This is a genomic window from Pararhizobium polonicum (assembly GCF_001687365.1).
Taxonomy (GTDB): domain Bacteria; phylum Pseudomonadota; class Alphaproteobacteria; order Rhizobiales; family Rhizobiaceae; genus Pararhizobium; species Pararhizobium polonicum.
Genome location: NZ_LGLV01000017.1, coordinates 104571 through 122110, shown reverse-complemented (window position 1 = coordinate 122110; position 17540 = coordinate 104571). Strand labels below are relative to the sequence as shown.

The 17540-nt window shown below is 61.7% G+C and carries 16 protein-coding genes and 1 pseudogene; 13 read left to right on the top strand and 4 right to left on the bottom strand.

What is annotated here, in order from left to right:
* The first annotated feature begins 332 nt into the window (after positions 1–332).
* Positions 333–872: an invasion associated locus B family protein gene (locus ADU59_RS24545; protein ID WP_068957535.1), complete on the top strand. Its 540-nt coding sequence runs from the start codon at positions 333–335 to the stop codon at positions 870–872.
* A 275-nt stretch (positions 873–1147) separates the two neighbouring features.
* Positions 1148–2563: a metalloprotease TldD gene (tldD, locus tag ADU59_RS24540; RefSeq protein ID WP_068957533.1), complete on the top strand. Its 1416-nt coding sequence runs from the start codon at positions 1148–1150 to the stop codon at positions 2561–2563.
* A gap of 5 nt (positions 2564–2568) precedes the next feature.
* Here the strand turns inward: tldD and ADU59_RS24535 are convergent, their stop codons facing one another.
* Positions 2569–2850 carry a helix-turn-helix domain-containing protein gene (locus tag ADU59_RS24535; protein ID WP_068957531.1) on the bottom strand — a complete coding sequence of 94 codons (282 nt, stop codon included), beginning with the start codon at positions 2848–2850 and terminating at the stop codon, positions 2569–2571.
* A 270-nt stretch (positions 2851–3120) separates the two neighbouring features.
* Between ADU59_RS24535 and ADU59_RS24530 the strand changes: the two genes are divergently transcribed.
* Together ADU59_RS24530 and ADU59_RS24525 are read left to right on the top strand one after the other, a co-directional pair.
* A complete protein-coding gene (locus ADU59_RS24530) occupies positions 3121–4014 on the top strand; it encodes a hypothetical protein (protein WP_068957529.1) in 894 nt (297 codons plus the stop codon).
* Positions 4015–4212: 198 nt separating this feature from the next.
* Positions 4213–5244 (top strand): polysaccharide deacetylase family protein, encoded by a 1032-nt coding sequence (locus ADU59_RS24525; RefSeq protein ID WP_083198410.1) that lies wholly within the window; start codon positions 4213–4215, stop codon positions 5242–5244.
* A 12-nt stretch (positions 5245–5256) separates the two neighbouring features.
* Here the strand turns inward: ADU59_RS24525 and pdxH are convergent, their stop codons facing one another.
* Complete coding sequence (gene pdxH, locus ADU59_RS24520; protein ID WP_068957525.1) at positions 5257–5877, bottom strand: pyridoxamine 5'-phosphate oxidase; 621 nt, start codon at positions 5875–5877, stop codon at positions 5257–5259.
* Positions 5878–6009: 132 nt separating this feature from the next.
* Between pdxH and ADU59_RS24515 the strand changes: the two genes are divergently transcribed.
* The 4 genes from ADU59_RS24515 (at position 6010) to ADU59_RS24500 (ending at position 9523) form a co-directional block, all read left to right on the top strand.
* Positions 6010–6462, top strand: a complete 453-nt coding sequence (locus tag ADU59_RS24515; protein ID WP_068957523.1) for an RT0821/Lpp0805 family surface protein — start codon at positions 6010–6012, stop codon at positions 6460–6462.
* A gap of 219 nt (positions 6463–6681) precedes the next feature.
* Positions 6682–7776 carry a DnaJ C-terminal domain-containing protein gene (locus ADU59_RS24510; protein WP_068957521.1) on the top strand — a complete coding sequence of 365 codons (1095 nt, stop codon included), beginning with the start codon at positions 6682–6684 and terminating at the stop codon, positions 7774–7776.
* Between the two features lie 253 nt (positions 7777–8029).
* Complete coding sequence (gene fabI / locus ADU59_RS24505; protein WP_068957519.1) at positions 8030–8848, top strand: enoyl-ACP reductase FabI; 819 nt, start codon at positions 8030–8032, stop codon at positions 8846–8848.
* Between the two features lie 90 nt (positions 8849–8938).
* Positions 8939–9523, top strand: coding sequence for a histidine phosphatase family protein (locus ADU59_RS24500; RefSeq protein ID WP_068957517.1), 585 nt, complete (start codon positions 8939–8941; stop codon positions 9521–9523).
* 87 nt (positions 9524–9610) lie between these two features.
* On the opposite strand, the gene ADU59_RS24495 is transcribed toward ADU59_RS24500, so the two are convergent.
* Positions 9611–9871: a DUF1344 domain-containing protein gene (locus tag ADU59_RS24495; protein ID WP_068957515.1), complete on the bottom strand. Its 261-nt coding sequence runs from the start codon at positions 9869–9871 to the stop codon at positions 9611–9613.
* 251 nt (positions 9872–10122) lie between these two features.
* On the opposite strand from ADU59_RS24495, the gene ADU59_RS24490 reads away from it, so the two are divergent.
* The 5 genes and pseudogenes from ADU59_RS24490 (at position 10123) to ADU59_RS24470 (ending at position 16306) form a co-directional block, all read left to right on the top strand.
* Positions 10123–12837: a bifunctional diguanylate cyclase/phosphodiesterase gene (locus tag ADU59_RS24490; RefSeq protein WP_099050921.1), complete on the top strand. Its 2715-nt coding sequence runs from the start codon at positions 10123–10125 to the stop codon at positions 12835–12837.
* Between the two features lie 163 nt (positions 12838–13000).
* Complete coding sequence (gene aroC, locus ADU59_RS24485) at positions 13001–14098, top strand: chorismate synthase (RefSeq protein ID WP_068957513.1); 1098 nt, start codon at positions 13001–13003, stop codon at positions 14096–14098.
* A 17-nt stretch (positions 14099–14115) separates the two neighbouring features.
* Entirely contained in the window at positions 14116–15216 is a 1101-nt protein-coding gene (gene ribB, locus ADU59_RS24480) for a 3,4-dihydroxy-2-butanone-4-phosphate synthase (protein WP_068957511.1), read from the top strand.
* A 158-nt stretch (positions 15217–15374) separates the two neighbouring features.
* Positions 15375–15614, top strand: a pseudogene (locus ADU59_RS24475) (hypothetical protein); the annotation flags it as partial.
* A 158-nt stretch (positions 15615–15772) separates the two neighbouring features.
* Complete coding sequence (locus ADU59_RS24470; protein ID WP_068957508.1) at positions 15773–16306, top strand: GNAT family N-acetyltransferase; 534 nt, start codon at positions 15773–15775, stop codon at positions 16304–16306.
* Here ADU59_RS24470 and ADU59_RS24465 read toward each other — a convergent pair.
* Positions 16303–17493, bottom strand: a complete 1191-nt coding sequence (locus ADU59_RS24465) for a winged helix-turn-helix domain-containing protein (protein ID WP_068957506.1) — start codon at positions 17491–17493, stop codon at positions 16303–16305. The genes ADU59_RS24470 and ADU59_RS24465 overlap by 4 nt on opposite strands.
* Between the last annotated feature and the right edge of the window lie 47 nt (positions 17494–17540).

Here is a 17540-nt window from a genome sequence, read left to right as displayed (position 1 = left end):
TGTCCATTCAAGCTCATGCGGCATTTTTGCGCAAACCATGCTTTTCGCACAGGCTCTTAGGCGATATGGCTCTTCCGGAGGCAGACGGCGGCGAAAGATGCCCCTGACAACGCCTGGTATTTCCTGTCGATGTCCGACCCTATACCATATATATGTCAGACGGCACTACGATGGTGTCTCTTCCATCCCGGCCGAGGCACCGGTTTGCCGTTTACGCCGCGCGCAGGAGCCCCATTTCCGCCACACCGGGCTGGAATGTACCCTGCGGGGCTTTTCATTTGTGCGTGCGCGCTTCAAGAATAGCCGTACTGATTCTTAAGTTTGAGGTTTACATGGGCCTGTCCCTCCTTTCCCGGCTGCCGATTGCGGCATTCGGACTTGCTGCCACTCTTCTTTCCTATACGGCGGCGGCCCAGCAGCCCGGAGCACAACAGCCAGGCACACCCGGCACGGTCAAGTCGAACCACGGGGCGTGGTCGATCGTCTGCGACCAGCCGGCGGGGGCTGCGGCCGAACAGTGCGCGCTGATGCAGAACGTGATTGCAGAGGACCGGCCGGAAGTCGGCCTTTCGGTCGTGGTGCTGAAGACCGCCGACCGCAAGGCGAAGATCCTGCGCGTCCTGGCGCCGCTCGGCGTTCTGCTGCCGAACGGCCTTGGCCTCAACGTCGACGGCAAGGATATCGGCCGCGCCTATTTCGTGCGCTGCTTCTCGGACGGCTGTTATGCCGAAGTGGTTCTGGAAGAGGAACTGCTGAAAACCTTCCGGTCCGGCGCACAGGCAACCTTCATCGTCTTCCAGTCGCCGGAAGAAGGCATCGGCATTCCGGTTGACCTCAAGGGTTTTGGCGAAGGCTACGACGCGCTGCCGTAAAGGGTTCGCCTTCCTCTTCTCCCCAGCGGGGAGAAGTGCCGAGTGAAGCGAGGCGATGAGGGGGCGGTTCGGCAAATTCCTGTGTGTTCGGCTCCCCCTCATCCGGCCCTACGGGCCACCTTCTCCCCGCCGGGGAGAAGAGGAGCCGCCAGCTCATTGCACAAATTGGCAAGCCGATGCGTCCTGACGATAGCGTCTTTACATCTCCGCTTGCCCCTCCCCGCGCCTGTCCCTACATAAAGCACCATATTCGTCAGCATCTGGAGCCCGCGCCCATGAACACCGATCTCATCAAACTGTTCGACAGCGACGAGGCCGCCGTTCGTGACGTGCTGGCGCAGACGCTGTTGGGCGCCGATGACGGCGAACTGTTCATCGAGCACAGCCAGTCGGAATCGCTTGCCTTCGACAATGGCCGCCTGAAGGGTGGCAGCTTCAACACCGACCAGGGCTTTGGGCTGCGCGCGGTGGCCGGTGAAGCGGTCGGCTATGCGCATGCGGGCGATCTCTCCCTGTCTGCCCTGAAGCGCGCCGCCGATGCGGTCGGCGCCGTGACACGCGGCTATTCAGGCTCTTACGCGGCCGCTCCGCAGCGCACCAACAGGCGTCTCTATGGCGACGAAAACCCGATCGGCGAGCCGAGCTTCGAGGCCAAGGCGGCGCTGCTGCAGGAGATCGACACCTATCTGCGGGCCAAGGATCCGAAGGTCCGGCAGGTCAGCGCCTCGATCGCCGCCAGCTGGCAGGTGATCGATATCCTGCGCGCCGATGGCGAGCGCATGCACGATATCCGGCCGATGACGCGGCTCAACATTTCCGTCGTGGTCGGCCAAGGCGACCGGCAGGAATCCGGCTCCTACGGCGTCGGCGGCCGGCGGGGCTTTGGCGATTTCGTCGCCACCGACAACTGGCAGCGCGGCGCCGACGAGGCCCTGCGGCAGGCATTGGTGAACCTCGAAGCGATCGATGCGCCGGCTGGCACGATGGATGTCGTCCTCTCGTCCGGCTGGCCGGGCGTGATGCTGCACGAAGCGGTCGGCCATGGGCTGGAAGGCGATTTCAACCGTAAGAAGACCTCGGCCTTTGCCGGCCTTCTCGGCCAGCAAGTGGCGGCAAAGGGCGTGACCGTGGTTGACGATGGCACGATCGAAGCCCGGCGCGGCTCGCTTACCATCGACGACGAGGGCACGCCTTCGGCCTATAACGTGCTGATCGATGACGGCAAGCTGGTCGGCTACATGCAGGACCGGCAGAACGCCCGGCTGATGGGCATGGCGGCAACCGGCAACGGACGGCGCGAATCCTACGCGCATGTGCCGATGCCGCGCATGACCAATACCTATATGCTCTCGGGGACCAAGACCCCGGAGGAAATCATCGCCTCGGTGAAAAAGGGCATCTATGCCGTCTCCTTCGGCGGCGGCCAGGTCGACATCACCTCCGGCAAGTTCGTCTTCGGCTGCACCGAAGCGTATCTCATCGACAACGGCAAGATCGGCGCACCGGTCAAGGGCGCCATGCTGATCGGCAACGGACCGGATGCGATGCAGCGCATCACCATGATCGGCAACGATATGAAGCTGGATACCGGCATGGGCAATTGCGGCAAGGGCGGCCAATGGGTCCCCGTCGGCGTCGGCCAGCCGCACCTGCGCATGAACGAGATGACTGTCGGCGGCACGCAGGCCTGAGAGCGTCAAGCGGCGTCCGAGATATGCATCTCGACGTGCAGGCCGGCGGCGGTTGCCATATTGACCAGCGTGTCGAGACCAAACAGATCGATCTTGCCGCGCATCAGATCTGAAATGCGCGGCTGCGTGACGCCCAGGAACTCCGCGGCCTGAGATTGACTAAGCGCCTCCACCGAAATCCTGTCTCGCAAAGCAGCCATCAGCGCCGACCGCAACGTCATGTTCGCGGCCTCGGCCGGCGTCGCTTCGATCGCGTCCCAAACGCTTGTGAACCGCTCGTTGCTCATAACCCTAACTCCTTTACCTGATCCCTGTAACGCTTGGCTGCTAGGTTCGCAAACGCCCCCACAAGCTGCTCCTCCTCCATCCGAAATTCAACTGCGTGGAACCAAAGCCCGCGCTCTGAGTTAATGGATGCAAACCGCATAACCATTTGAAAACGCGGTCAGTTCAACACAAGGGAGACACATCATGGGACGCGGTATTCTGCTCTGGCTGCTGGGGGTTCCGATCCCCATTATCATCCTTCTTGCTCTCTTCTTCCGATAGGTGGCGCAATGACATATCCGGATTCAACAGTGCCAGCCGGCACCACAACGGAATCGTCGAGCTCGGCCGTCAGCTGGGGAGCGATCATTGCAGGGGCGGTCGCCGCATCGGCGATTACAATCGTTCTCTCGCTGGTGGGTTCGGGCATAGGCCTCGGCGTGGCATCGCCGTTTTCCTCCACCGGGTCCTCGGTGGCGACCTTTGCCGTCGGCGCCGCGATCTGGCTGATCATCGTGCAATGGGCATCGGCAGGCATCGGTGGATATATCGCCGGACGGCTGCGGACCAAGTGGACGGGCGTCAACCGGGACGAAGTGTTCTTTCGCGACACGGCCCATGGCGTGCTTGCCTGGGCCCTGGCAACGTTGATCGTTGTCGGTGCGCTGGGCTCAGTCGTGTCTTCAACCATCGGAGCGGGCGTACAGGCAACAGCAACGCTCACGGCCGGCGCCACGGCGGCCGGTGCGGCTGCAGCCTCATCGGATGCCGGCAGCAATGCGACGTCCTATTTCGTCGATAGCCTGCTCAGGCCGGCAAGCCCGGGCACCGCACCTGCGGGAACCGCCGGCGACGACACGGCCGGCCAGGTTTCGCGCATCCTTCTCAACAGCGCCACGAGCGGCGCATTGTCGGACGGTGACCGTGCCTATCTCGACCAGCTCGTCGCATCGAAGACGGGGCTGTCGGAAGCCGACGCGAAAGCCCGCGTCGATGGTGTCCTGAAGAGCATTGACGACGCCAAGATCGCGGCCACGAAAGCTGCGGAAACGGCACGCAAGACGAGCGCGACGGTTGCCCTCTTCGGCGCACTGTCCCTGCTGATCGGTGGCTTTGTTGCCGGTGTCGGGGCTGCACTCGGCGGACGCCAGCGTGATGAAGTGGACGGTGTTCTCCCCGCCTGAGTGGGCTCGGAGAGTGGACAGCAGAAGGCGGATCGTGAAAGCGGTCCGCCTTTTTCGTGTCCGGGAGCCGGACTAGAGCGCTTCATCTTCAACCGGAAGCGCTCTAAGGCCGATTCAGCCGGCGTTAACGCCGCCGAAGCTAATGTCGGCCCATTGCCATCGGTACTGCACGCGGATTTGGGGACATCCTTGAAGAACATGCTGCGACAGCTCGCCAAACGCGCTGCCATTACCGGCGGTCTCGAGGCCGCGCGGCTGCTGCATGCCGGCGGACTGATGCGGACGGCGCGCGGGCGCGGCGCGATCTTCACGCTCCATCATATCAGGCCGAAACGGGCACGCCTGTTCGATCCCAATGCGCATCTGGAGATCACGCCCGAATTTCTCGACACAGCCATCGTCCAGCTGAAGCGCGACGGCTACCGCTTCATCGCGCTGGACACCCTGCCGTCGCATCTGGCTTCGGACAATCCCCAGCCGGCGGCCGTGTTCACGCTCGACGACGGCTATCGCAACAATCTCGACCATGCCGCGCCCGTCTTTGCCAGACATGGCGTGCCCTTCACCATCTTTGTTGCCGGCGGTTTTGCCGATCGCACCCATACGCTCTGGTGGGAAACACTTGCCGACCTGCTGGAATGGCAATCAAGCCTGACCTTCGATTTCGGCGGCGGCAACGAGACCCTTGCGCTCGGCAGCGTTGCGCAGAAGCAGGCGGCTTTCAATCGCTTCGCCGACTTCATTCATTCGACGGACGAAGCCACCGCCATCCAGCGGCTGAACGCGACCGCGCAAACACATGGCATCGATGCCTTCAAAATCACCGCAGACCTCACGCTCGATGAAGCAGGCCTTCGAAGGCTGATTGAACATCCGCTGGCGAGCCTTGGAGCCCATACGATCAGCCATCGTGCCGTGGCGCGGCTCACCGACGATGCCGCACGGTCGGAGATGGACCGCTCGGCCACGCGGGTCGAGCAGATCACAGGCCGCCGCCCGGCCGCCCTCGCCTATCCCTACGGCGATGTTCCCGCGGTTTCGCCACGTGATCACCACCTTGCCCGGGAACTCGGTTTCACCACGGCCGTCACCACGCAGCCGGGAATGCTGGCCACGGGCATCGATACGGCCGCCCTGCCGCGCATCTCGCTGAACGGCCATTTCCAGAAGGCAGGCTATGTCAGCGCGCTCGCCTCCGGCATCCCGTTCCGGCTGATGCGACGCCGCTGAGGCAAGCGCCGATCAGGGATACATCCGGACCTTGCTCCAGCTGCCCTCGGGATCGTCCCGGCGGAACTCGATGCGATCGTGCAGGCGGAAGGCGCCGTCCTTCCAGAATTCGATCGCAATCGGCCGGATGCGGAAACCGGACCAGTGCGCGGGGCGCGGGATGTCGCCGATGGCATATTTCAACGTGTATTCGGCAACGGCCTTTTCCAGCGCGAACCGGCTTTCCAGCGGCCGCGACTGTTTCGACGCCCAGGCACCGATGCGGCTGCCGCGGGCGCGGGTCTTGTAATATTCGTCCGCCTCCTGATCGCTGACGATCTCCACCGGGCCGCGCACCCGCACCTGGCGGCGCAAGGTCTTCCAGTGAAAACACATTGCCGCCTTCTTGCTGCCGAGAATTTCCTGTCCCTTGCGGCTCTCGAAATTGGTGTAGAAGACGAAACCGCGCTGGTCGAAGTCCTTCAACAGGACCATGCGCACATCCGGAAGCCCGTCAGCATCGACAGTTGCCAGTGCCAAGGCATTGGGATCGTTGATCTCTGTTGCCTGTGCCTCTTTCAACCATGTACCAAAAAGGGAAAAGGGCTCGTTCTCTTCCGTGAAGTCACCAGTTGTTAACCCAGTCTCGCTCATATTGTCATCCAATGCCGTGATGTATGGCGCGGATAGATCCCGAAGGTCCCGCCTGCCGATAAAAAATGTCAGAGCCTGCACGATGCGTCTGCGGACCTCGAAGCCGCTCTTTCAAGTCTGACAGGTACGCCGTTGCAAGACATAGCAAAGTGGATCGATGACACAAAGGTTTTATCCCGGCTGACGGGAATTGCCGCTTTGTGCCTGACCGTCTCCACATTGTCGGGATGCATGGGGGCGGGCCTCGACCTTATGGGATCGAGCAATGTCGACAGGAGCGTTGCCACCGGCTCCGTGCCGCAGATCAAGAATGACGAGGATACGTCCGACGCCATCACGGTGCGCAACGCGGTTTCCTCCGCCGACGTCAGCAAGATTGCCGGAAATCCCATTCCCTGGGCAAATTCAAGCTCCGGCAGCGCCGGCGTCATCAGCAACATCGCCGAGGAACAGGTGAACGGCACCACCTGCCGCCGCTTTACGACCACGCGCCATTCCTATCAGGGCATCGCCAAATTCGACGGCAATACCTGCCTGCTCGGCAATGGCGAATGGTATCTGACCAGTTTCGGCCCGCGCAGCTGACTGCAGCCGCTACCTGCCGTTAACCACGCTTCGACAAACACCAGGCCTCCACCCGCCGGAGTGTCATTCCAGCCCCGCGGCTAACCGTTATTTAAGCAGCAGCTTCTCATCATCGCCGCAACCGGGAATGCGGCCTTACGGCGTGATCTCCCCGATATTTCAACAGGCTGAAACGAACCGCTGGATGCGGTGCCTCAGCCCTCAAGAGCGGTGACATGCATGCGTGATCCCTATTCAGTGCTCGGCGTCAGACGCAATGCCGGGCCAGACGAGATCAAGGCCGCCTGGCGGTCCATGGCGAAAGCCGTGCATCCGGACCAGAACAAGGACGACCCGCTTGCCAGCCAGCGCTTCGCCGAAGCCGGCCGCGCCTACGAGGTGCTGAAGAACCCGAAGCTGCGCGATCGCTACGACTATGCCCGCCGCGAGGCCGAACTGCGCCGCATGGAAGAAATGAAGCGCAAGGCAAAAGGCACGGAAGAGGAAACCATCGATCCGGAAACGGCCGAAGAGATGATTTCGCGTATCTTCGGCGCCAATGAACGAGCAAAATCCCAAACCGCCCGGCCGCAGAACAGAAAACCGGCAGCCGCTGCACCGCAGGCAAAGGCCGAAGCCAAACCAGAGCCAAAGCCCGAACCAAGGGTCGAGGCAACGCCGGAACCGGAAACCAAACCGGACGTCAAAGCCGAGACGGCCGACAAGCCACCGGCCTTTGCCGTTTTCCCGCGTGCTGCGGCCCCTGCCGCCGAGCTGGTCTCGGCCATCGTCCGGCGCATTCGCGGCACGGCCAACAAAAACACTGAAAAGGTGCCGGATATCTTTTGCGACGTCACCGTTTCGGTCGAGGACATCTTCCGCCGCGAGAAAGCGACCGCGACGCTGCCGGACGGCCAGACACTGAAAGTCGCCCTGCCCGCCGGCACCACCGACGGCAGCATCGTCCGTCTCAAGGAGATGGGCTACCGCCTCAACGGCATGCAGCGCGGCGACGTCGTCGTTGCCGTGCGCATCCAAGAGGACGGCACCTTCCGCACTGACGGAACGGACTTGCGCACCACGCTCGCCATCAACATCCAGGATGCGGTGCTGGGCTGCGAAACGGTCGTGGACACCCTGACCGGGCTTGTCTCCGTGACTGTTCCGGCCTGGTCGGGCTCCGACCATGTGATCCGGCTCGAAGGCCATGGTTTGCCCACGGCCGACGGCAGACGCGGTGACCTTCTGGTGGAACTGCGGCTGATGCTGTGGGAAAAGCCGGACGAGAAGGTGACCGACCTGATGCGCAGCCTGCGCGGCGGCCTGTTCCTGTAAACATTTTGCGACAAAGCCCGTGGACGACGGCACCCTTCGTGGATACTGACCCAATATTACGGGGACTAACAGTTCCTGATCTCAGCCGCGCTTGAACCACCGGGACGGCTATGTCATAGCCATTGCTCGAAAAAATACAGAACCGACGCGACCGCTGAGCGCGCGAAGGTTCCGGCAGGTTCAACATATGCGAATTTCCGGGCCGCCGACGGCGAGCGGACGGAAGCATAGGCAGTATTGGGGGCATAACATCATGTCGCAAACATCCGGTCTGATGAAGGGGAAACGCGGCCTCATCATGGGTGTCGCAAACAACCGCTCGATCGCATGGGGTATTGCCAAGGCAATTCACGCCCAGGGCGGCGAACTGGCATTCACCTACCAGGGCGATGCCCTGAAGAAGCGCGTGGAGCCGCTGGCGCAGGAACTCGGCGCCGTGATGGCCGGCCATTGCGACGTCAGTGACGAATCCACCATCGACGCCGTGTTCGACAATCTCGAAAAGCTCTGGGGCAAGATCGACTTCATCGTGCACGCCATCGGCTTTTCCGACAAGGACGAGCTGACGGGCCGCTATGTCGATACATCGGCGGCGAACTTCGCGTTGACCATGAACATCTCCGTCTACTCCTTTACAGCCGTCGCGCGGCGTGCGGAAAAGCTGATGACGGATGGCGGCTCGATGCTGACCATGACCTATTACGGCGCCGAGAAGGTAATGCCGAACTACAACGTCATGGGCGTTGCCAAGGCGGCACTCGAAGCCAGCGTCAAGTATCTGGCGGTCGATCTCGGCCCGAAGAACATCCGCGTCAACGCGATTTCCGCTGGTCCGATCAAGACGCTGGCCGCGTCCGGCATCGGCGACTTCCGCTACATCCTCAAGTGGAACGAGTACAACGCGCCGCTGCGCCGTACCGTCACCATCGAGGAAGTCGGCGATGTCGGCCTGTACATGCTCTCCGACCTGTCGCGCTCGGTGACCGGCGAGATCCATCACGCCGACAGCGGCTATCATGTCGTCGGCATGAAAGCCGTCGATGCGCCGGATATCGCCGTTATCAAGGATTGATACGGCACGACAGAATTCCGGGGCTCCGCACCAAGGCCGGGCCCCGGCTCCCAGCGTAAAGCTTGCATATCCCTGCCCCGGAGTTGTTCCGTGCTCATTTACATGATCCGTCACGGACAGACCGACTGGAACGCGCAGATCCGCATGCAGGGGCAGAAGGATATTCCCCTCAACGATACCGGAAGACGGCAGGCGAGCGGTAATGGGCGCGCGCTTCTGGCTCTTCTCGGCCGTGACGCGGAGACTTTCGATTTCGTCGCCAGCCCGCTTCACCGCACCCGCGAAACCATGGAACTGGCGCGGGAAGCCATGGGCCTGCCCCGCTTGGGCTATCGGACGGACGACCGGCTGAAGGAAGTTTCCTTCGGCGCCTGGGAAGGCTACACGATGGCCGAACTCGAGCGCGAAATGCCGGAGCGCGTGGCCGAACGCGAATTGTCGAAATGGGACTTCATTCCGCCGGGCCCGGATGCGGAAAGCTATGAAATCCTCTCCTGGCGCGTCGGTGCCTGGCTTGCCAGCGTTTCCGCACCGACCGTCTGCGTCAGCCATGGCGGCGTCATCCGCACGCTGTTCAAGCTGTGCGGCGCGATGGACGCCGAAGAGGCAGCCCTTGGCGCCATTCCCCAGGATCGAATTTTGAAAATCGAAAACGGCGCGATCGGCTGGCTCTGAGAGCGGCTTTTGCCGAAAGCCGTAAACCGTTTGATGGCATCAAGCCGGAATGAGGCAGCACGCAATCGCGTGCTGCGGAACGCAGAATTACTGCACGACTTCCAGATCGTTGATCACACGCTTGCCGTCGACTTCCGTATAGAAAACCAGAACCTTGACGCCCTTTTTCAGGCCATCGAAATTGAATTCTTCCGGAGCCTGGTAGTTCTTGCCGTCATCCAGCGAGAGGCTCAGCTTGTCGGTGTCGACGCCGGTAATGACGGCCTCGACATCGGCACTTTCGGCATACGCGGCAAGCGGCGAAAAGAAACCGGCTGCGGTCATCAACATTGCAACGATGAAACGCATCTGTCTTGCCCTCTTCAGTGATTCACTCAAATTTATTGTGCTCATTGTTTGACCCCTGATTGTGGCAAAAATCGCCCGTTGCCGTGTCATTTAAAATTTTATCGGATTTGGAAGCAATATGGTTAATCAAATGCTGAGCGCCGTGCCCACCCCATAGCCGCGGCGCGGATTTCATAACAGGAACAGCCTCTAAAGCCAATGTTAAGACTCCGTGGCTAGCGTGGCGCCGGGGAATATGGGATGCATGACCGTTGACGAAAAACACGACAATCCGCTATCGCGCCCGGGCACTCGCCAGGCTTGCAAAGCCATCTCTTTTTCCCGCGTTCATCGCAGCCGCCGTCGTCTTTACCGGCGGCTATTTCTTCGAAGAGCAGAATCGCCATAATTTCAACAGCGAGCTGAAGAGCAACGTTCAAAACGAACTCAATCTGGTCTCCATCCGCCTGCAGAGCGAGATCAACAACAACATCACGGCGCTGCGCAGCTTTGCCAACAATCTCGCCGTCGATCCGCAGATGCCGCAAGACCAGTTCGACCTGCTGGCAACCAAGCTTCTTATCCAGAATCCGCAGATGGTGCGCGTCAGCGCGGCACCCGATGCCGTCATTCGCATGACCTTTCCGCTCAGCGGCAACGAGCGGATGATCGGCACCGACTTCAAGAGATTCCACTCCTCCAGAATAGCCGTCGACCGCGCGCAATCGAAAGCGAAGCCGATTATCGCCGGCCCGGTCAGGCTGCCGAGCGGCCGCACCGGTTTCAACCTCTTCTCGCCGGTCTTTACCAAGACCAATGAAACCGTGGCCTTCTGGGGGTTCATGGAAGCCATCATCGACGAGAAGGAAATCTACGCCAACGCGGGCCTCCTCGACGACGGCAACCAGGAAAACGAAGCGAACGACCGAACCCGGCGCGTCGATATCCAACTGGCGATCCGCGATATTTCGGTGGAAGACAGCATCCAGGATGCCTTCTTCGGCGATACCGACATTTTCGAGATGGCGCCGGTGATCCACCGGCTGGAACTTCCCGGCGGCACCTGGGAACTGGCGGCGATCCCGGTCAAGGGCTGGGCGCAGGAGCCCGCCAACAGCACCTGGCTCGAAATCACCATTGTCATCGCCGCCGTGATCATCATCATCCCGATTTTCCTCACCGGCGGGCTCGTCAACGAGCGCCAGCGCAACATCGCCACGCTGCGCGCGCGCGAACGGGAACTTCTGACCCTGTCGCACCGGCTCAACCTGGCGCTCGAATCCTCCAAGATCGGCATCTGGGAAATCGACATCGACACCCAGCGGCGCTCCTGGGACGAGCGGATGTATCATCTGCACGGCCTGTTGCCCGGCGATGGCGACCCGAGCTACGCCGAATGGCGCCGGACCGTTCATCGCGACGACATCACCGCGGCCTCGCTTACCCTGTTCAAGGCGCTCGACGAGGATCTGGAGTACCGCTCGCAGTACCGCGTCGTTACGCCGGACGGCAGCATCCGCCACGTGCGCAATGCCGGCTCCACGCATGTGGGCGCCGATGGCAAGGCCAAGATCACCGGTATCAGCTGGGACGTCAGCGACGATGTGCTGATGACGGAACAGTTGCGTGCGGCCAAAGCCGTGGCCGACGAGAAGAATGCCGAACTCGCCGAGGCCAAGGACCGGATCGAGCACAATGCACTGCATGACCCGCTGACGGGGCTTGGCAACCGGCGTATGCTCGACAAGGAACTGGAGGCGCTGTCCGGTGCCCGCAAGGACGGCCTGCAGAACATCGCCATCCTGCATATCGACCTCGACCGCTTCAAGCAGATCAACGATACGCTCGGCCATGCGGCGGGCGACGCCATGCTGGTGCATGCATCGCAGATCCTGCGCTCCAGCGTGCGCGCCGGCGACATGGTCGCCCGCATCGGCGGCGACGAATTCGTCGTGCTGGTTGCCGATCCGCCGAGCAAGGACTTCCTGTCCAGCCTGTCGGATCGCATCATCGTCCAGATGCGCCAGCCGGTGGACTATAACGGTTTCCCCTGCCGCTTCGGTGTCAGCATCGGCATTGCCGTGGCCCAGGATCTCGACCTCGACGAGCGCCAGCTTCTCGTCAATGCCGACATCGCCCTCTACCGCGCCAAGGAAAACGGCCGCAACCGCCACGAATTCTTCACCGAAGCGCTGCAGGCGGAAATCATCACCACCAAGCGCATCGCCGACGAAATTCTCGAGGGCATCGAGAAGAACCAGTTCGTCGCCTGGTACCAGCCGCAGTTCGACGCCAGCACCCTGCGCCTTTCCGGCGTCGAGGCTTTGGTCCGCTGGAATCACCCGCGCGAGGGCGTTTTGACGCCCGACAAGTTCCTTCACATCGCCGAAGAACTGAACGTCGTCGCAACGCTCGACCGGATCGTGCTCGACCGGGCCTTGATCGATGCCATGCGCTGGGCGGCGATGGACATCGACGTCCCGAAGATCTCCGTCAACGTCTCGGCCCGGCGCCTCAGCGACGATACGCTTCTGACGTCGCTGCAAGGCCTCGCCTTCACCCCCGGCCAGCTGTCCTTCGAACTGGTGGAATCGATCTTTCTCGACGAGAGCGACGATATCGTCACCGCGAATATCGAAGGTATCAAGAAACTCGGCATCGATATCGAGATCGACGATTTCGGCACCGGCCACACCTCGATCGTCAGCCTTTTGAAGATCAAGCCGAAGCGGCTGAAGATCGACCGCCAGCTGGTCGCTCCAATCCTCAAGTCCCGCAGCGAACAGGCGCTGATCCGCTCGATCATCGAAATCGGCCGGTCGCTCGGCATCGAAACGGTGGCCGAGGGCGTGGAAACCATGGCGCATGCGGAAATGCTGGCCCTGCTCGGCTGCGATCTGCTGCAGGGTTATGCCTTCGCCAAACCATTGAGCTTCGACAGGTTCGTCGCCTTCGCCAACAACGAGGCCCTGCAGCTGGCCTCCTGACCACCGGCCTGCGCAAGGCAACACACTGTTCACGCGGCAATCGCCAAATTTTGCCAGAAAGGTTTTCCCTTTCCGGCATTTTCCACTAATAGTCACGGCCGAATGAACGGCGCTCCGGGCCTTGCCCCGTGGCGCTCACGCCCCACATCCGGTTGCCTGATCCATGTCGCACAATACCTTCGGTCATCTTTTCCGTGTCACCACCTGGGGCGAAAGCCACGGGCCAGCCCTCGGCTGCGTCATCGACGGCTGCCCTCCCGGCATCCGCTTCACGCTGCCCGAGCTGCAGGCCTGGCTCGACAAGCGCAAGCCCGGCCAGTCGCGCTTCGTCACCCAGCGCCGCGAAGACGATCTGGTCAAGGTGCTCTCCGGTGTGATGCTGGACGCCGATGGCGAAACGCTGATCACCACCGGCACGCCGGTTTCGATGATGATCGAGAATACCGACCAGCGCTCGAAGGATTATTCCGAGATCGCCAAGAGCTACCGGCCGGGCCATGCCGATTACACCTACGACGTCAAATACGGCATCCGCGACTATCGCGGCGGCGGCCGCTCGTCGGCCCGCGAAACGGCGGCGCGCGTCGCAGCCGGTGGCCTTGCCCGCAAGGTCGTGCCGGGACTTCTGGTGCGGGGCGCACTGGTGCAGATCGGCAAGCACAAGATCAACCGCAACAACTGGGACTGGAACGAAGTCGGCAACAATCCGTTCTTCTGCCCCGATCCGGCGATGGTTCCCGTCTGGGAAGGCTATCTCGACAGCATCCGCAAGGCCGGCTCCTCGGTCGGCGCGGTCGTCGAAGTGATCGCCGAGGGCGTGCCGGCCGGCATCGGTGCGCCGATCTATGCCAAGCTCGATCAGGATATCGCCTCCAGCCTGATGTCGATCAACGCCGTCAAGGGTGTGGAGATCGGCAACGGTTTCGGCGCCGCCGAAATCACCGGCGAGGAAAATGCCGACGAGATGCGCATGGGCAATGACGGCAACCCGATCTTCCTGTCCAACCATGCCGGCGGCATCCTTGGCGGCATATCCACCGGCCAGCCGGTGATCGCCCGTTTCGCCATCAAGCCGACCTCCTCGATCCTGACCGAGCGCCAGTCGATCGACTCGGACGGCAAGAATGTCGATATCCGCACCAAGGGCCGCCACGACCCCTGCGTCGGCATCCGTGCCGTGCCGATCGGCGAGGCCATGCTTGCCTGCACCATTGCCGATCATTATCTGCGCGACCGGGGCCAGACCGGCCGGTTGAAATAACTCCAAGGAACACTTCCATGCCCTTTGACCAGAAGCGCGTTGCCGATGCCATCCGGGCCTTCGAGGCCGGCGAGATCGTTGTCGTCACCGATGACGACGGCCGTGAAAACGAAGGCGACCTGATCGTCGCTGCCGTCCATTGCACCCCGGAAAAGATGGCCTTCATCGTGCGCCACACATCCGGCATCGTCTGCACCCCGATGCCGAAGGAAGAGGCCAAGCGCCTCAACCTCAACGCCATGGTGGCCGAGAACGATTCCGCCCATACGACGGCCTTTACCGTGACGGTGGACTTCAAGCATGGGACGACAACCGGCATTTCGGCCGAAGACCGGACATTGACGGTCCGCAACCTTGCCAACCCCAATGTCGGCGCTGCCGATTTTACCCGCCCCGGCCATATCTTCCCGCTCGTTGCCCGCGAGGGCGGCGTGCTGATGCGGTCCGGTCATACGGAAGCGGCCGTCGATCTCTGCCGCCTTGCCAGCCTGCCGCCGATCGGCGTCATCTGCGAACTGGTCAACGACGACGGCACCGTGACCCGCGGTCCGCAGGTGACTGAATTTGCCGAAAAGCATGGATTGAAACAGGTTTCGGTCGCCGATCTCATCGCCTATCGCCAGCGCAAGGAAACGCTGATCGAGCTTGAGGCGGCGTTCGACGTCGAAACCCCCTATGGCAAAGCCAAGGCGCATGCCTATTCCCTGCCCTGGGACCCGATGCAGCATCTGGCCGTAATCTTCGGCGACATTCGCGACGGCGTCGATATCCCGGTGCGGCTGCATCTGGAAAACGTCGCCGCCGACGTGTTCGGCAAGGATCGTCAGCTCGACCCGATCATGAAACGCATGTCCGAACAAGGCCGCGGCGTCATCGTCTACCTGCGCGAAGGCTCGGTCGGCGTCGGCGTATCGACAACGGCGCGGACCGGCAAGCACGACCGCGAGGACCATAGCGAGGCCCAGGAGCGCGAAAGCGAATGGCTGGAAATCGGTCTCGGCGCCCAGATCCTGAAAGATCTCGGCATCACCTCGATCCGGCTGCTATCGTCGCGCGAACGCCACTATGTCGGCCTTGAAGGTTTTGGAATCCAGATCGCGGCGACGGATATTCTCTGAACGCGCTGTTCCTCGCGATATTCAAAGGCCACCGCGTCAACGTGACCGGTGGCCTTTCGCGTTTTGCCGATATCGGCTCGCGGCTCAACCGGCGTCGCCAAACGATCGCCTGAATAAACTACCCTCCCCGCCCGTTGGACAATCGGAAAGCAGCCCTTATCCTGCCGGGCGAATGGGCCGGCTATGCCTTCGTTCTCGCCATCGTCCTTGCCTGGTCCTTCAAGGCCGCAGTGCTTGAGCCTTTCGCCATCGCCGCGCTGATGAGCGTCTATTTCAAGGTGATCGAGGGACAGGTGCCGAACCCGGAATGGGATGCGAAGCTTTCGGATGTGTCCGCGACATTTCGGGAGATCAAGGACAAGGCTTTCGGGAAGGGAACGGTACCGGAAGCAAAATGAAAAGCCGGAATGGACTGCGATCTGAAGTCTTTACAGTACGGCAGACTCAATTGTTTTGATGTTTGCAACGCCCCATAAATGGAACCGATTTGGCTTTGGGGCAGGAACGACGAGAAAATCGGGGCATACTTGCCAAAACGATAGGCGGATGTTCGAAAATGGCCGTTTTGCAGACAACGCAGCTGACGCTCAGTCCTTGCTGCCCGAGTGACCGCGCTGATTTCATCGGCCTTGAGCTTGATCCGGAGGTCATGCGCTTTCTGAACGGCGGACACGCCGTCAATCATGAGACGGTAGGTCAAAACGCGACGTTCCTCATGCCCAGAGGAACGGAGCCCTACATTTGGACGGCGCGCCGGACAGCCAACGGTGCGTTCGTCGGGTGGTTCTGTCTGTGGCCGGAGAGTGAGGGGGTGGCCGAACTCGGATATCGCCTGCGCCGGATGGACTGGGGTCAGGGGTTGGCCTCGGAAGGGGCTTGGGCTCTTGTCAACTGGGGATTCGAAAGCGGCCAGTACGACAAGATCGTGGCGACGACGATGGCGGTGAACCACGGATCGCGCCGCGTGATGGAAAAGGCCGGTTTGAACTATGCGCGCGCAGTCGCCTTCGAAGGGCCTGATCCCATTGCGGGCAGCGAGCACGGCGAAGTCTGGTACGAGGTGCTGCGCTCCGAATGGAACGGCAGCTAACCGTCCCACCCGTCCAGAAACACCACCGTCTCGACACCGGCGAACTTCGCCACCCGCGAAAGCTCGGCTTCCAGCCGCTCCATCCGGCCGGACGATGAACGCACGCCCTTCTCCCACCAGACCCGCTTGACGTTCAGCGAACCGGTCTTGCGCTCCGCCTTCATGTCGATACGGCCGACGATGCGGTCGCCTTCGAGCAGCGGGAAGACGTAATAGCCGTATTCGCGTTTTGCTTCCGGCACGAAAATCTCGATGCGGTAGTAGAAGCCGAACAGGCGTTCGGTGCGGTTGCGGTCGCGGATCAACGGGTCGAAGGGGCTGAGCACGCGCAGCCGGGCCGGCGGATCGGCAAGATCGCCGAGATTGTCCGGGAAGCCGGTAAAGGCATAGGACAGCCGCGGCTTCTCGCCATCGGCAGGTTCGATCGTCACCTCGCAGAGTTCGTCGCGATGACCCGTTACCCAGGCCTTGGCTTCCTCCGGCGAGACGAGGTCGAAGAAGGCGGCGATTTCTCCGTGGGTGGCAAAGCCGAGCCGCGTCAGCGCCGCGCGGCAGCACCAGTCGACGAAGGCTTCGTGGCTGACATCCGGCTCGTGATGGTGGCCGGGAATGACCCGTTCGGTGAGATCGTAGACCTTCTGGAAGTTTTCCCGCCGGGCGATGGCTACCTTGCCGGTGCGCCAGAGATATTCGAGCGCGGTCTTTGACGGATGCCAGTTCCACCAGCCGCCGGATACCCGGCCCTCGAACTTGAAATCGCGCGCCATGACGGCGCCTTCGGCATGAATTTTCGCGTAGATTTCGTCGAAAGCCTCTTCGAACCCTTCTTCGCGCCATTGGCGCCAGCGCTCGAGGATGGTTTCGCCTTCGCGCCGGAAGCGGTGTTTCCAGTAGACGAAGAAGCGGCTCGGGATGATCGAGGCATCATGCGTCCAGTGCTCGAACAGGGCGCCGTCCTTTTCCAGAAGCTCGGTCAGGTGCTCGCGCCGATAGGTCTGGTTGCGCGAAAACAGGATCTGGTGATGGGCGCGCTCGACGGTCGAGATGCTGTCCACCTGGACGAAGCCGATATCGTGAATGAGATCGAGCAGGCCCTGCTTGCCGAGCGCCCGGTTGGGCGGCGCGGCCAGGCCCTGCTTGTTGAGGAAAATGCGCCGCGCATCGCGGTTTGAAACCAGAATCGCCATGGAACAATCTAGGCGCATGTTCACACTTTGTTCAAGCCCGTACCACA